This is a genomic window from Nocardia sp. NPDC003979, from assembly GCF_053605015.1.
On sequence record NZ_JBSGIJ010000018.1, the window covers coordinates 1 to 14,814 of the forward strand.

The 14,814-nt window shown below is 65.9% G+C and carries 15 protein-coding genes; 1 reads left to right on the forward strand and 14 read right to left on the reverse strand.

What is annotated here, in order from left to right; all coding sequences use genetic code 11:
* The 9 genes from ssb to ACWEVR_RS27635 form a co-directional block, all read right to left on the reverse strand.
* Positions 1 to 309: single-stranded DNA-binding protein (ssb, locus tag ACWEVR_RS27595; protein WP_452469292.1), on the reverse strand; the 309-nt coding region annotated here is incomplete at its 3' end.
* A gap of 99 nt (positions 310 to 408) precedes the next feature.
* A complete protein-coding gene (locus ACWEVR_RS27600) occupies positions 409 to 1,341 on the reverse strand; it encodes a DNA-processing protein DprA (protein ID WP_452469293.1) in 933 nt (310 codons plus the stop codon).
* A 175-nt stretch (positions 1,342 to 1,516) separates the two neighbouring features.
* Positions 1,517 to 2,125: a hypothetical protein gene (locus ACWEVR_RS27605; protein WP_452469294.1), complete on the reverse strand. Its 609-nt coding sequence runs from the start codon at positions 2,123 to 2,125 to the stop codon at positions 1,517 to 1,519.
* 11 nt (positions 2,126 to 2,136) lie between these two features.
* Positions 2,137 to 2,475: a hypothetical protein gene (locus ACWEVR_RS27610; protein WP_452469295.1), complete on the reverse strand. Its 339-nt coding sequence runs from the start codon at positions 2,473 to 2,475 to the stop codon at positions 2,137 to 2,139.
* Positions 2,463 to 3,053, reverse strand: coding sequence for a hypothetical protein (locus ACWEVR_RS27615; protein ID WP_452469296.1), 591 nt, complete (start codon positions 3,051 to 3,053; stop codon positions 2,463 to 2,465). Before ACWEVR_RS27615 ends, ACWEVR_RS27610 begins: the two co-directional genes overlap by 13 nt.
* Before the next feature lie 148 nt (positions 3,054 to 3,201).
* The gene (locus ACWEVR_RS27620) at positions 3,202 to 3,630 is read right to left on the reverse strand and encodes a hypothetical protein (protein WP_452469297.1); all 429 of its coding nucleotides are present in this window, start codon (positions 3,628 to 3,630) and stop codon (positions 3,202 to 3,204) included.
* Between the two features lie 38 nt (positions 3,631 to 3,668).
* Positions 3,669 to 4,472 (reverse strand): hypothetical protein, encoded by an 804-nt coding sequence (locus tag ACWEVR_RS27625; protein WP_452469298.1) that lies wholly within the window; start codon positions 4,470 to 4,472, stop codon positions 3,669 to 3,671.
* A 1,061-nt stretch (positions 4,473 to 5,533) separates the two neighbouring features.
* On the reverse strand, positions 5,534 to 6,769 hold the full coding sequence (locus tag ACWEVR_RS27630; RefSeq protein ID WP_452469299.1) for an IS110 family transposase: 1,236 nt from the start codon (positions 6,767 to 6,769) through the stop codon (positions 5,534 to 5,536).
* A gap of 534 nt (positions 6,770 to 7,303) precedes the next feature.
* Positions 7,304 to 8,074 carry a TetR/AcrR family transcriptional regulator gene (locus tag ACWEVR_RS27635; protein WP_452469300.1) on the reverse strand — a complete coding sequence of 257 codons (771 nt, stop codon included), beginning with the start codon at positions 8,072 to 8,074 and terminating at the stop codon, positions 7,304 to 7,306.
* Positions 8,075 to 8,158: 84 nt separating this feature from the next.
* On the opposite strand from ACWEVR_RS27635, the gene ACWEVR_RS27640 reads away from it, so the two are divergent.
* Entirely contained in the window at positions 8,159 to 10,429 is a 2,271-nt protein-coding gene (locus ACWEVR_RS27640; RefSeq protein WP_452469301.1) for an ATP-binding cassette domain-containing protein, read from the forward strand.
* Positions 10,430 to 10,914: 485 nt separating this feature from the next.
* Here the strand turns inward: ACWEVR_RS27640 and ACWEVR_RS27645 are convergent, their stop codons facing one another.
* From ACWEVR_RS27645 to ACWEVR_RS27665, 5 genes are all read right to left on the reverse strand, one after another.
* Positions 10,915 to 11,790: a bifunctional DNA primase/polymerase gene (locus tag ACWEVR_RS27645; RefSeq protein WP_452469302.1), complete on the reverse strand. Its 876-nt coding sequence runs from the start codon at positions 11,788 to 11,790 to the stop codon at positions 10,915 to 10,917.
* Positions 11,787 to 12,119, reverse strand: a complete 333-nt coding sequence (locus tag ACWEVR_RS27650; RefSeq protein WP_452469303.1) for a hypothetical protein — start codon at positions 12,117 to 12,119, stop codon at positions 11,787 to 11,789. The genes ACWEVR_RS27645 and ACWEVR_RS27650 overlap by 4 nt, the downstream gene beginning before the upstream one ends.
* 95 nt (positions 12,120 to 12,214) lie before the next feature.
* Complete coding sequence (locus ACWEVR_RS27655; protein ID WP_452469304.1) at positions 12,215 to 14,056, reverse strand: ParB/RepB/Spo0J family partition protein; 1,842 nt, start codon at positions 14,054 to 14,056, stop codon at positions 12,215 to 12,217.
* Between the two features lie 104 nt (positions 14,057 to 14,160).
* A complete protein-coding gene (locus ACWEVR_RS27660) occupies positions 14,161 to 14,472 on the reverse strand; it encodes a hypothetical protein (RefSeq protein ID WP_452469305.1) in 312 nt (103 codons plus the stop codon).
* 68 nt (positions 14,473 to 14,540) lie between these two features.
* Complete coding sequence (locus ACWEVR_RS27665; RefSeq protein ID WP_452469306.1) at positions 14,541 to 14,765, reverse strand: hypothetical protein; 225 nt, start codon at positions 14,763 to 14,765, stop codon at positions 14,541 to 14,543.
* Positions 14,766 to 14,814 lie beyond the last annotated feature (49 nt).

Below are 14,814 nucleotides of genomic sequence, written 5' to 3' on the forward strand. Positions count from 1 at the left end.
GGGGACGGCTACGGCATCACGCTCGCTCGATATGGACATGTCCACGCCGGAAAAAGCCTGGTAGGTAGTATATTTCAATCTTGAGATCCACATAAACAACGACTCCGCGGCGTTCTCGGCGGCCTCTCGCCAAAGGCTGCACCGCAGGAACAGCGCCTCGCTGTCCTTCCACTCGTTGGTGTTGCGGTCGAAATATCGCGGGGTCGACGCCACGGTGAAATTCGCGACCGCGGCACCCCCGGGCGTAAATCTCAGCTCTACGTCCGCCGTGATGTTTCCGATGACAGTGATGACGGTGTCTCCGGCCATGACAGTCCTCCTCGAAGTTCGATGATCAACAGGGGCAAATGAATTCGCGGGACTACGCGCGCAACCCGCCGCCACAAGCCGTGCGGGTCAACGCGACCGCTAATCGCCGAGCGGGACAAGGGGTTCGGGGTCGGCGGTTTCCTCGAGCGCGGTGAGTACGTCGGTGACCGAGTGCACGGGGCGGGCGTGGTCTTCGCTGATCAGTCGGTCACAGCCCCGCGCGGCTGCGTCGGGGGCGCTGGGCACGGCCAGTACCGGGCGGTGCAGCCGCCGTGCCCACCGGGCGGTGGACAGGGTGCCCGAGCGGGGTCCGGCCTCGGGGATCACCAGCTGTTGCGACATCGCCGCGACCAGGCGATTGCGCGCCAGCAGCCGTGTAGGGTCGATCCCCTCACGTGGCGGGTATTCCGACACGATCGCCCCGGTCTCGGCGACCTCGGAGAAGACGCGTGCGTGCGCGGTGGGATAGACGCGGTCGATCCCGGCCGCGGACACGAGCGTGGTCGGCATGCCGTGGTCGAGTGCGGCTTGATGTGCCAGAACATCGACACCGTAGGCGCCACCGCTGACGATGTGCACACCGCGTGCGGCCAGTGCGCCCGCGATCTCGCCGGTGAGGCGGGCACCGCGCGGCGAGACCGCCCGGCTGCCGACGACGCCGACGCGGGTCGAGACCGAGACCGGGTCGAGGGTGCCGCGCACCCAGACCGCCACCGGCGCGTCGAAGGTGCTGGCGGGCTGGTCGAGGGCGTCGAATCCCAGTCCGGTCCAGGCGGGATCGTCGCGGGTGAGCAACCACGCACCGGCCTGCTCGGCCCGATCGAGATCGCGGGCGGCGACGTCGGCTATCGAGGCTCGCGAACCGGGTCCGGCGGCGAGCGAGCCGAGCTGTTCGGCGGCGTCCTCGACGTCGGTTCCGGTTGATCGGGTGGCCGCGTGCGCGCGGGCCGCGGTGGTGGGTTCGAGGGCGGCGCGGGCCAGGATCGCCCACGCCCACAGTCGCGTATCGGAAACTGTGGCGATCGTGTGCATGGCAGTGCTCCTCAGAATCGGTGGGATGAGCGGATCTGCTCAAGACGCGGGTGACCCCGCGTCATGACCGTGCGCGGGATTCGGTTGCGGCAGCGCGTTACTCGGGTTGAAGGTGAGGCTGGTGAACGCGCGCAGCGCCTGGCGTCAGTCGGCGAAGCGGGCGTGCAGGCGTTCGTCAGGGGATCCGGTGCCCGCGATCTCGTGTTTGCGGTGATGCAGGTTCGGTCGCCATCAGTGCGAGCCATTCATCGAGGCTCAATCCGTGTGCGTCGGCGACCATTTCGCAGTAGCTGTGCACGGAGTCGAGCATCCCTACCCGGTCGTGGTTGGCGGCCTCGACCACGGTGATGAGCCGCGTGATCCACGGGTGATCGGCGTATGCCCAGGGGCGGTTCGCCCAGCGAAGAAGAGCTGGCAAATCGGCCAATTCCACCGTCACCAACTCGGCGTCGGCTGCGGCTGATGCTGCGTCTGCGAGCCTGCCCAATGCCCGGTGAAGGTCGAAAGGTATTGCCTGCTCGCACATCTTCTGAACCATCGCGGTCACATCGTCACTGGGAACAGTGATCTCAGCCCGATGCTGTTTAGCGACGTGCTGCGCAAACGCTCGATCGGTGGCGCGGTAGCTCCAACCACATCGGCACTCAGCCTTGGCTTGCATCGTCGCGACCCACCGACCGGAGGACCCGTTCGACTTCGTCCGGAATCGTTCGCCGGTCGGCCACTCGAAGGTCCGGGTTCGATGCGCGCCTGAACCTGTCCAGCGTCCGGTCTTCTCGGCCATGACTTCGCCGACTACCGCGTAGTGGGGATCGGGAGTGGCGCATCGGGTTCTGCGTTCGCCGCGGCGTCGGAGAGGATCGCGCTGACTGGACGGCCTGTGTGCGTCGAGAGCAGGATGGCGTTCACCGTCGCCTCGTTCAGTCCGCGTGCCTGGTTGACCTTGTCGCAGTGCGTGCGAGCGGCGTGGAGTGTGGGCCATCGCGCGTCGTCGGTCTGGTAGTAGCCCTGCTCGCCGCCCTTGAGGATCACGACCTCGGCTGTGCCGTCGTTGTGGACAAAGCTCGCGTCTGTATGGAGCGCGATCAGCGGGTGGTCTTCTCGGGGGATCGGCTCTTGTGTCACAGCAGCCACCAGGTGTTCGCCTGCAAGTCGGGACCGTCCGCTGCGAGGTACGCGCGCAGCGCTGCGTAGCGTTTGGAGTCGACGTGGCGATCGGGCAGGATCGCGCGCCATTCCTCGAGGGTCGGCAGACTCATTTTCGTCATGTCATGGACCAACTCGGCGAACGCGGTCCACGCGGTGGGGGATCGGAGTTCGAATTTGCCCATCAAGTACGCGATCCGGGCCCGTTCGGTGTCGGTCAGGTGCGGCCAGATCCCGGTGTTGTAGAAGCTCACCCACCGATGTGGGTCGCCCAACGAGAACCCGGCGGTGTCGACGTGGCCGTTGTCGTACTCGACAACCCACGTGTCCACCGTGGTGTACACGCCCGCGTGTGGTTTGTTCCACCGTCCGGTCTTCGGGTTCTGACTTTGGCGGACTCCGCGTGTCAAACCGGCCTTCGGTCCCTTCGTGGCGCGTTCGACCCAGAACCGAATCTGGGTGCGACTATCCCCGTGGGGGTAGTCGGCGACCACTTTCGCGGTCTCGGCGCTGTCGTGGCCGCGCAAAACCGCAACGACCTTCGGTCGTTCCTCGTAGGTGCTCACTGATTCCTCCGAACTGATTGTGAGAGACAGCTTTAGGCGTCCCCGTTGATCCGCCCGAGCTATCGGGCTCGGATCGGTGGGGTAGCGCCGAATGGCTCAGGTGTTCAGCCGCGCCGACGGTCAGACCGGTGCAACGAACTGACTGCGGTCACGTCGCTTCGACGACGAACGCGACGTCGGCCGGGTAGTCGCCTCGCATCGCCGACTGCACCGCCTCGTCGAGTGCTTGATCGGCGCGGTAGGCGAATGACGTTGCTGGCACATGGAATACAACGAATCCGTCGTCGCCGTTCTGCGGCAGACCCAGGACAGTGCGTCCGGACATGAGGACCACTCCTTGCACGGCCTGGCCGGCGATGACCGTTACGTCGGCGGGCCTGCACAGTGGGACCCCGCGCAGTCCCCAATCCACGGGAACCCGGCGCTTGCTGTTGCTCCACCGGTAAGTGTCGGCGATCTGCTCTTCGGTCAGGACCTGGTGCTCACGCGCCCAACGAATCAGGCGATCCCACCGCTCACGATCGCCGGTGAGGATCGCGTTGTCGGTCGCCGACAACGCCCAGATAGCTGCTCCCAAAGGGTTTTCCGTGGGAGCTGCGGTCAGGTCGAACATCGTCACACCTGCCCGAGCGCGACGGCCGGTACCGCGGTCCCGGCGACGGTGTGCACGATCGTGAAGGTCGCGCGCGTGCCTGACTCGAACAGGCCCCGGTGGATCTCGCGCCCCCACCGGTCCGTGCTCGACGTGGTCAGCCGGATGTCGAACTCGGCGGCCATCTTCTCCACATCGGCGCGGGTGCGGCCGTCACGACTGAAGCGGGCACCGCCGAAACTCAGCTGGATCTCGGTGCTGCTGTTGTCGACGAGCCACCGCTGCCAACGCTCCTTGAGCACTTCCAGTTCCCTGATCATGTCGGTGCACTTCGACACCGACGGAAATAGGACGTGACTGCTGTCGGGTCGTGCGCCCCGGCGGTGGCGCTCTGTCCGTATCCGCTTGCGGTACACCCGGGCTTGCACCACCGCCAGGTCGACCAGTTCGGTGGTGTTGGCTGCGATCATCAACGGGACATAGTGATCGCGCCCCGGTCCGCTCTGCTCGAGGCTCACCGCCAGGTCGTGCGAACTGGCGGTGACGGTGAATCGCCAATCTGCGCCGTGATCCTTGCGGGTGCGTCGCAGCTCATCGTTGCGCTCGAGCAACATCCGTCCCCCGAGACGGTGGGTCTCGAGGTGGGCGTAGGCGACCTCGCGGTACGCCTCCCAAGCGTCCACCGTCAGTCGCGCTCCGGAGGTGACCGTGTCCACTGCGAACTCGGCGAGATAGTCCACGTCGAGGCGGCCGTTGACGTTGTGTTTGTAGTACGACGCTGTCTCGCCGTACAGGCCGAAGAAGAACACACCAGGATTGCTCAACATGACTCCATTTCGTGCGGGCATAGGAAACCCCGGCCACTAGCGGTGACCGGGGAAAGGTTCTGCAATGGGAAGCTCGGACCCAGTGCGGTGTCGCCAATCGGTGAAGACGGTTTCGCCGTAATTGGCGGGATGAGCGGATGTGCCCGGTGCCGCGGGTTGCCGCGACCTGCCCGTGCACGGAATTCGGTTGCGGCGGGGCATCACTGGGGCGAAAGGGTTAGGCCGGTGAGCGCGTGCAGGGCCTGTGTTTGATTCGTCGTAGGGGTCGGGGTGGTGGTCGGGGGCGGTGATGGCGTGCTCGTGCACGCATGTGAACGAGGTATACGTGATTCGTGCGGATGCGGGGGTCGCGTCAAACCATCGGATGTTTGACGTAGAGCAACTCAGTTGCCCGATGGCGGGTTTCGAGCCCGTCGTCAGCTGCCACAACCGCCCGTGACGGTCAGCCGTGAGCCACCGCTGTTCGGATGCTCACCTACCTCCGGACCCGGACCGGACCCGGGCGCTCTGCACGCACAGCTCAGTGAATAATCGAATCTATGTGCGAATCGATTCGGCTCTACCTGCGCGCCGGGCGCTGGACAGAACCGGCTCCCCGCTTCTGCCCGGACGGACACCGATTGGGGCCGGGCCGGTCACTTGTCGCTATGACTCAGTGCCTCCGCCTTGGCGGCCACCACCGAACGCACACCTGCCTCGCTTGCAACGCGACCATCTATTGCCCGCCGCTGCACACTGACTGCGAGCATTGACCCCAGATTGGCCCGCCAGCCCAGTCGCGCTCATCGGGGATTTGGGCAAGTTCAGGGTTGAACCAGGCGCGTCTCCCGGGTTGACTGCGAGCGTCAAGCCGCCGATGGCTGCTATGCAAGCGCTGGCACACCCAACCACATGCATTCGACCGTCACCATGGCCATCTGATGACGCCGATCTGAAAGGACCAGCAACCGTAGGGAGCCACCCTGAAGACCGAGCTGGAGTATCGGAACAGTTGGCGGACAAGGGAAGACGCCGAGAACGCTTTGTTCGCCTACATCGAGACATCTCACCAACACAGGATGTCAAGCCGCAGCGGGAATTTCACCTACGGTGAAGGCATACGCAGGGTTGTAGACCCGACCTGATTTAAGGCAGTAGTGGAGCTTGCTGAGCATGATGCTGAAGAGTCTGCGCAGCGCGGCGGTGTGTCGGTCGCCGTGGTCTCGGCGGGCTCGATAGAGCGCCTCCCAGTTCTTGTCATGGCGGACGGCGGCCAACGCCCATACATAGCCGGTGGTCGCGAGGCGATTGTTCTTGGCGCGACGGGCATGCACGAAACTGCTCTTGCCTGACGCTCGGGTGACCGGCGCGGCGCCGGCGAAGGCTCTCAGCCCTCTGGCATCGGCGAACCGGGCGCGGTCATCGCCGATCTCGGCGAGAAAACGGGCGCCGAGCTGTGTCCCGACACCCGGGAAGCTGCTCACGATCCCAGAATCCGGATGAGCGTGGAAGGCGGTTTCGACGGCTTCCTCGAGTTCGGCCACGGTGTCGCAGATCGCGTCGAGCTGGCGGAGCAGGCCTTGCAGCTGCAACCCCATCGCACGTTCGACGGCTGCGGGTTGATGCATCGCTTCCTGGCGCAGCGCCGCATGCAGGCGGGTCGCTTCCTCGGCGATTCCGCGTTGCCGCCCAGCCTTTTTCAGCAGAGACGACAGCCGTCGCACAGTCAGGGATCGGGCTGCTTCGGGAGTCGGGGCAGTGGACAGGATGGTTCGGCAGGCCGCGGAATCCAACCGATGTCGTCCGCCTCGTTCGAATGCCGACAGTGCCATCGGGAAGAACGCTTTGAGCAGCGTCCGAATGCGGTTGGTGACCTCGGCACCTTCCCAGACCGCGTCCTGTTGCGCGCGAGTGAGCACTCGCAGGGCCTGCACCTCGACGGAATCATCGGACAATGGCCGGTGGGTATCGATGCCGGTGCGCAAAATATTGGCCAGCACCATGGCGTCGAAAGCATCGGACTTGCCACGTGAGGACCGGTAGCGGTCTCGATAGCGCGATACCGAGAACGGATTGATCGCGAAAACCTTTCGTCCCGCTGCGCGCAGTCCTGCCACCAGCAGACCCCGACTGGTCTCAATCGCGATCGGCAGCTGCGCGTCGGTAGGGTCGTGCTCGACCAGCATCCGCAACAGGATGGTCAAGCCTTCGGCACTGTCGGAGATCCGTTCGCTGGCAACCACTTTGCCGTCGTGGTCAACAACCGCGACATCGTGGTGATCCTGCGCCCAGTCGACTCCGCAAGCAACCGCCGCCATTCGGGTCCTCCTCAGTTCGGTCTGGTCAATACGCAGCGAGGCCTGGCGCCCTAATGGAAAGTGCTCTGCGGCACGACATCTCACGAGCCATTCCACCTCGCCACCGACGGCACCCGAACTCGCTGAAGACTCACGGTCTGCGGAACACGAAGGCTCGCACCCGTCGGCAATTCGGCACGATCATCCTCGTGACGGTGGGTGTTGTCACCGAAATCGGCCACAACACCCACCACGAGGCGCCGCTCTCGATGACCGGGCTCAAGGCCCTCGGCTGGTATGGGCATCCGTTGCCATTACGGCTGGTACAACACCCAGCTGGGTTGGCGATCACCCGACAAGTACGAAGCCAGCTATCATCACCGGGTTTCTGCTGGAACCAGCTAATCCGCTCTCCGGATTAGCTGGGGAATCTCAGCCTGGAAAACCACCAACTTCGGGAGAGTCTCGAAACCTCACGCGGCGTTGTTCGGATCGGAACTGGCGTCAGCTATCTGCGGCCACGGTCGTGAACCGGCCGAGCACGGGTGCCAAGGATCATCGGCGTCGGCTGGCCGTTGTTGTTTCGAGGTGTCGTTCGATGCCATCGAGGAACAAGCCGATACCCCGCCGGTAAGCGCCTTCAGGGTCGTTTGCCTTGCCAGTCTCCTGCCCGAGGGAACGCGAGACACGGGAGGCGATCGGGAATCTGGCCTGGTCGCCGATCGCGGCAGTGAATGCGGGCTCGATGTTCGCCCACCAGTCAGTGTCATGATCTTCGCCCGGCTGCCGCGAGTCCCGAGCGGCGAGTGCGGCCCGGGCGGTTCCCTGTACGAGCGCGAGCAGGGCGGTAAGGGTGTGATCCATCTCGATGTCGGTGAGCCCGATCCCATCGAGTGCTCGGAGTTCGGTCTCGTACTTGGCCGACGCTCCGGGGCCTGGCACCGGCCGTCCGACGGCGAGGTCGGTGATCCATGGATGCGCGTGGCAGCTCGTCCAGTTCGCCTCGGAGATCGTCGTGATGCGATCGCGCCAGTCCGCGCTCTCGGAGAGCATGACCGTTTCGTAGGTCGTGCCAGCGACCTGATCGAGCATGAGTTCCACGAGTTCTGCACGACCGCCGATATGGGGATACAGGGCCATCGCGGTGACCCCGGCTTCCTGTGCCAGCCGACGGATCGTCACCGCGTGGAGGCCTTCGCTGTCGGCGAGCCCGATAGCGAGAGCGGTGATGCTCTGAGTGCTGATCCCGCTGCGTGGACTCACCGGGGACTCGCGCCATAGCAGCCCGATCAGCTTGAACTCGTCGATGCCCGTGCGTTTGGCCATCTCCGCCTCCCTTGAACTCTACGTTGTACACTACAGCGTATACACCATGGCCTGCATGAATGCCGAGACCCACCGGAAGCTGACATGACGACGAGAACCCGCGACATCATCCGCGTACGCGGAGCACGCCAGAACTCCCTTCGAGACATCGACGTCGATGTCCCGAAGCATCAGCTCGTGGTCGTCACCGGGGTATCGGGCTCGGGGAAGTCCTCGCTCGTGTTCGACACGATCGCCGCCGAGTCGGCCCGCCAGCTCAACGAGACCTTCTCGGCATTCGCCCAAGGCAGGTTGCCCAGCTACGCCCACCCCGACGTCGACATCCTCGAAAACCTCTCGGCCGTCATCGTGGTCGACCAACAGCGCCTCTCCGGTGGCCCCCGCTCCACCGTCGGAACCATCAGCGACATCGGTGCACGCCTTCGGCTGCTGTTCTCCCGAATCGGCGAGCCGACGGCCGGCTACTCCAACGCCTACAGCTTCAACGACCCAGCCGGCATGTGCCCGAACTGTCAAGGGCTCGGCATCGCGGCCACTGTCGTGCAGTCCGAACTCGTCGACGACAATCGCTCGCTCAACGAGGGCGCGATCACTTTCCCCAAGTTCAACCCAGGGACATGGCTGTGGAAGGCCTATGCCAAGTCCGGGTTCTTCGACCCGGACATGAAAATCCGGGACTACACCCCCGAACAACGAGAGCTGTTCCTCCACGCCGCCGCCGGAGAGCACACCCCTCCCGCGGGTATGGACACGGTCGGCACCGCCTACGAAGGCCTCATCACGCGGTTCAACCGTATCTACCTGCAGCGTGAACCCGACTCGTTCAAAGGCGCGCAGCGTGAGGCGTTCGAGCGCATCGTCGCGCGCGGGCCTTGTCCCGACTGCCACGGCTCCCGACTCGCCGCCGCGGCCCGCGCCAGCATGATCGGTGGCAAGTCGATCGCCGAGTTCAACGCGATGCAGATCAACGATCTCGCCGATCACATCGCCGAAATCGACTGCACCGCCGTAGCGCCGCTGGTTGCGAGCCTGCGAGTCCACCTGGACCGGATGATGACGCTCGGCTTGGGGTACCTCAGTCTCGACCGCACTACCTCGACCCTCTCCGGGGGTGAGGCCCAGCGGATCAAAATGGTCCGACACCTCGGCAGCTCCCTGGCTGACATGCTCTATGTCTTCGACGAGCCCACGGTGGGCCTGCACCCCCGTGACGTCGAAGCTCTCGGGCAGATGCTGCTCGCCCTGCGAGACCGTGGCAATACCGTGCTCGTCGTCGAACACGACCCCGACATCATGGCCATCGCCGACCACATCATCGACCTCGGACCCGGAGCGGGAACCGCTGGTGGCCAGATCGTCTACCAAGGCGACTACGACGGTCTCATCCACGCGGAAACCCCGACCGGCCACGGGCTGCGCGAGCATCGCCGCTCGGCACGCCCGCGACGCACCCCGACCGGCTGGATCGATATCATCGACGCCACCACGAACAACCTCCAGCACGTCAGTACCCGGATTCCCCGCGCAGTGATGACGGCCGTGACCGGCGTGGCCGGATCGGGTAAGTCCAGCCTGATCCTCGGCAACCTCCCTGTCGTCGAACCCGGCACGATCGTGATCGACCAACGCCCGATCCGGGGGTCACGCCGCTCCAACCCGGCTACCTTCACCGGGCTCCTGAGTCTCATTCGCGACGTTTTCACCAAAGCCACCGGTGCACCGGCCGGCCTGTTCACCCCCAACTCCACCGGGGGCTGCCCCGCGTGCGAAGGCAACGGCGTCATCTACACCGACCTCGCATTCATGGACGGCGTCATCACCCGCTGTGAAGTCTGCGAAGGCCGACGCTTCACCCCCGAAGCACAAGCTCTTCGCGTCGCAGACAAGAGCATCGCCGACGTATTCGAGATGAGCGTCACCGATGCAATGGGCTACTTCAGCCAGCCCTCGGTCAGGCGCATCCTCACTCGGCTCAACGATGTCGGACTCGAATACCTCACTCTCGGACAGACCCTCACCAGCTTGTCCGGTGGCGAGCGTCAAAGACTCAAGCTCGCAACAGAGCTCGGGACCGCAGGCCGCACGATCATCCTCGACGAGCCCACCACGGGCCTCCACATCGCCGACGTCTCTCGGCTCATCGAGTTGCTCGATCGACTTGTCGACACAGGTTCGACGCTGGTAGTCATCGAGCACAACCTCGACATCATCGCCGCCGCAGACTGGATCATCGATATCGGTCCCGAAGCCGGACACGACGGCGGCAACGTTGTCTATGAAGGAACACCCGACCAGCTGGTCGCTGACGGCAAGACCCACACTGCCCATTTCTTGCGATGCCACATGGAGCAGTGACTGCGGGCACTATCGCGCGGCCGCCGCGTCTCACGTGGTGGAGCAGATCGTGTCCCTCTGGCAGATGCGCGCGTAGATACGTCAAGGCCACCGTGTCGAGATCGGTGTCGGCCGGCACGGTGACCGCGACCGCGCGCGGCCCGGTGAGCCGATAGCGGCAGGCGAGCCGATCCTCGGGATCGACTCCGTCGAGCCACTGCGTGCGTCCGCGACCCATCACGTATTCACCGCCGGGCGGGTCGTCGAAGACGTCGATCAACTCCGCGCGGCAGGCCGGGCTGCTCGGCTCGGCGAGGGTGGCGTCACGGAACGCGCGCCAGTCGTCCCATTCCCAGCCGTGTCCGGCGTCGATGACCACCGACTGGCAGTCCACCGCGACGCCGTCGACATACACCGACACCGAGGTCTGCGAGGACGGGTCACGAATCACCACAACTTCGACAGTCGGATCCGACACGACAGGTCTCCTTCCAGTGCGGGCGTCGTCATCGCCGCAGGTAGCGGGGACGGTTGCTGGCATAGCGCAGGCCGTTGGCGATGGTGCGGTCTGCTTCGCTGGTGGTGAAGCCTTCGACGCCGACGTGCACGGCCGCGGCGTCGGACAGGACGGCGTGGGCGTGGTGTTCGGTGATCTCGTCGGCGGCGACGAGCCGTCCGAGCACGAGCGCGGAGCGGAACAGGGTGTGGTTGCGCAGATGGACTCGCGCGGTGGTGACGCGGTGGGCTTCCCCGGCGAGGATGGCCGCGAGGTAGGCATCGGGATGGGTCGCGGTAGCGGGCAATCCCGATGTGGGCGTAGGTGGTGGCGGGGTGAGCAGGACGGCGAGCTCGGTCGGGAGGTCGGCGACGGGGTGGTCGGCGGCGACGGTGTATTCACCGTGGCGGGTGCGCGATCCAGGGGCGATGACGTAGCCGCCGTGGCCTCGGGTGTCGATTCCGTCGCCGAGACGGCCGATACTGCACGGCAGCCGTGGTGTCTGCGGGGCCCGGTAGTAGAGGTGCCAGCCGTGCGGGGTCGTCACCGTCCACGTCACCGGCACCGGATCGGGGAGTCGGGTCAGGGCATCGGCGAAGTCGTGGGCGGGCGGGCTCATGTGGCGGGGGTCGAGGTCGATCACGCACAACCCGGCCGGGCCTGTCGCGATCGCGACGTTGCGAGCCGGGTCCTGGTCCCACCACCGGTGGATGCGGGTGGGATCGGTGCTGGCATGCTCGGGCCAGCGTTTGAACACCGGCGGCTTCTTCGCGCCGGGTCGGACCGGGAACACCGGCCACCCGCGCGCCGCGATCTCGAGAGCCACCGCCCGCAGATCCAGGCTCACCCCGCAGTCGTCGAGGTCCCGCGCCGTCGCGGTGCTCACCAGCGTGGCCCGAGGCCGCGGGCGGTCCACAGGATCCACACCGTAGTGGTGTGTAGCTCGCGGATGCGGGCACGGACCTGCTCGAGGGTGGCGGGCAGGTCGTGGTCGGTGGGTAGGCGGGGGTAGTCGGTGTGGTCGGCGCGCAGCACCAGGTGCCACGACAAGGTCATCTGGTCGAACACACGCACGGTGGCACCGAAACCACCTTCGCTATCGACAGTGACGGTGATGTCGGCGGGCTGATTGTCGACCAGGCAGAGGCTGCGCGCGCGATAGCCGGTGTCGGTGCGGGCCAGGGTATCGATGGTGGGTTCGTCAGGGGTGCGCACAACTGACTCCTTCGAGGAATGTTGCGGGGGTCCGAACCTGGTCCCGGTGCGCCCGAGGGGAGTTCGGGCGCACCGGGAGCCGCCGGCCGGGGCGGTCAGGCTGCTTCGGGCAGGTCGTGCTCGTCGGCGTCGGGTTCGGTGGACGCGGAGTTCGGGTCGGCGGGTTCGCCGGTGGCGGTGGGGTTGTCGATGTCGATGTCGATGGCTTTGATCTCGCCGAGGGCGGCGAGTTCGACGGGGACGAGGGGGTAGTCGAGCTCGCGCAGGAAGGTCAGGTAGCGACGGACCGCGGATTCGGTGTAACGCCACAGGTCCTTGTCGGCGCGGTGTTCGTAGCCACCCAGCACCAGAGCCAGCGCGATGACCTGGGCGCGGGCGGGTTTGGTGGTGTCGAGGGTGGCCACCATGTCTTGGCGGGACCGGTAGCCCTCGATACCCAGGAGTTTCAGTGCGGAGTCGAAGGCGTGGTACTCGCCGGTCAGGCCCGGATCGGCCAGCAAGGACCGGGTCATGAACATCGCGGCCTGTGCGGGCGGGGTACGCCGGGTCAGCAGCCGGGTCACATACTCGATACGGGTCGCCTTGGCGGCCACACCGAGCTTGTTGAGCTCACGTATCCGCCGCCGCTCGGCCCGCTCGATCTCGGCTCTCTGGGCCGCCTCTTCGGCGGCTGCTTCGGCGGCGGCGCGCCGATCCGCCGCAGCCTGCTCCGGATCGACCTGACCGAAACGGCTGCCGTGCTCGCCGGGCTCGTCGTCCTCACCGGCGTCTGCGACATCACCGGTGGCGGTTTCGTCCTCGGTGTCGACACGTTCGCGCAGCCCGACGGCGTCGAGGTGTTCGCGGGGCAGGAAGTACTCGGGCAAGACCTGGTCGCGCTGTTCGACCTCGCGGGCGTGGCGCAACCCTTCTGCGGGTTCGGTATCGGGCTGGTCGCGGGTGCCCCAGTCCACGGTGTCGGGGTCGATGATGTGGCCGGTGTCGATCTCGACCCACACCTGGTTCTGGTCGAGGTCGAGCCACACCAGCCACGGCCCCGGGTTCGCGGCGATGTGCGCGAATTCGAGGGCGTTGCCTTCGGCGTCGACGATCTCGGCCGCGCACAGCAACTCGCCGTGATCGGGGTGATCGAGGTCGGGGTAGTCGGTGAGGATACCGAGTCCGGCCTCGGCGTAGGGCAGGGCGTCGGCGAGGTAAATACGTCGTTCGTCGCGGTCGGCGGCGATCCGGTGGGCCTCGAAGTCGAACTGACTGGGGCGGGCGTTGAGCAGCCGGGTGACCGCGTCGGTGTCGCCGAGGTTCTCGTAGTCGGCGATGAGCGCGGCATGGGCCAGGTCGTACTGGCCGTCGTCGATGAGCCTGCGCGCGGTCGCGGAGGCGCCGACCTTGCCGACGAGTTTGACCTCGTCGCGTTTGGTCTGCAACGCCTTGGCCACGCGGGTGACGGAGGCACCGAGATCCAGCGCCTGGGTGATCCCGGCGGCACGGTCGCCGGTGGTGAGCGGGATCCGGCGGTCGTTGAGGGTGATCTGCTCGACGATTCGCTCGATCTCGGCCTCGGTGGTGTCCACGCTCGGGTCGAAATCGCGGATGTAGACCGGGACCTCAGCCAGCCCGTAGGCGAGCGCGGTCAGGGTGCGGATCTGTCCGTCGCGCACGACCAGGCGCTTGTCGGGCATCCGGATCACCAGGATCGGGTTCCGCACGCCGTGTTCGCGGATGGAGTCGGTGACCTCGGGGTGGTCGTCGAGACTGAATGTCTTGCGCACGTTCTCGTCGATCTCGAGATCGGCGGGATTGACCCTCGGCCCCGTGCACAACCTGTCTAGGGAGCCGATTTGCCCGGCGCTGTCGCCGTCGGCGTCGGGCTCGCCGGGGTTCGAGTCGCCGTAGTCGGTGTCGGGGTAGGTGGTGGTCGTGTCGGTGTCGGTGGGCATCGAGATGGGCTCCTATCGTGAAAGAGGCAGGGACCGCCAGCCTTGGACTGGCGGTCCCTGCCTCGGGGGAGGGGACTTCGATGGATGGAGTCGGGGGAGAGTGGCTACCCGGAGGTGGGGTCGGCGGCCGGTCGTGGGGATTGGCTTTCGATGACGATCTCGAGGTCCTTGCGAGCGATGGCGATCTCGGTGTGGCTGCCGCCGTGTTTGTGGTGTACATCGCGATAGCAGGACCGGCACACGACACCGGAGATCGAATCACCGTTGCCTTTGCCGGTGGCGTGACAGCACGGGGTGAGCACTGCAGTGTGGTCGGTGCCGAACCTGATGACCACGCAGCCTTCGGTGTCGAGGCCCAGGATGTCCTCGACGACGTCGAAGTCTGCGGGCAGCAACAGTTTTCGCTTCTTTGTCACGGGTGCAGACGTCCTTTCCTGGTGTCGTGGGTCGGCGGCACCGGTGGTGGTGCTCGCCTGGGCTGGGGTTAGGTCTTGGTGCGGGGGGCGACGTTGATCGGGCGCAGGTGCCGAGCGGCATGCGGGGCTTCGGGGTCGGTGTAGCCCCAGTGCTTGGCTTTCCAGTCCGGGAACTGTTCACGCCAGCCGGTAACGGTGTTCTCGCCCAGGGCGGTCGCCGCGCCAGCGGCGCCGAGGTGCTCGGCGGCGTCGAACTCGGCACGGGTCAGGGTCAGGGTGGTGGTCTCGGTCATGAGGCACAACTCCTTCGAGAGAGCGGATAGGGGGAGGGAGGGAGGATCG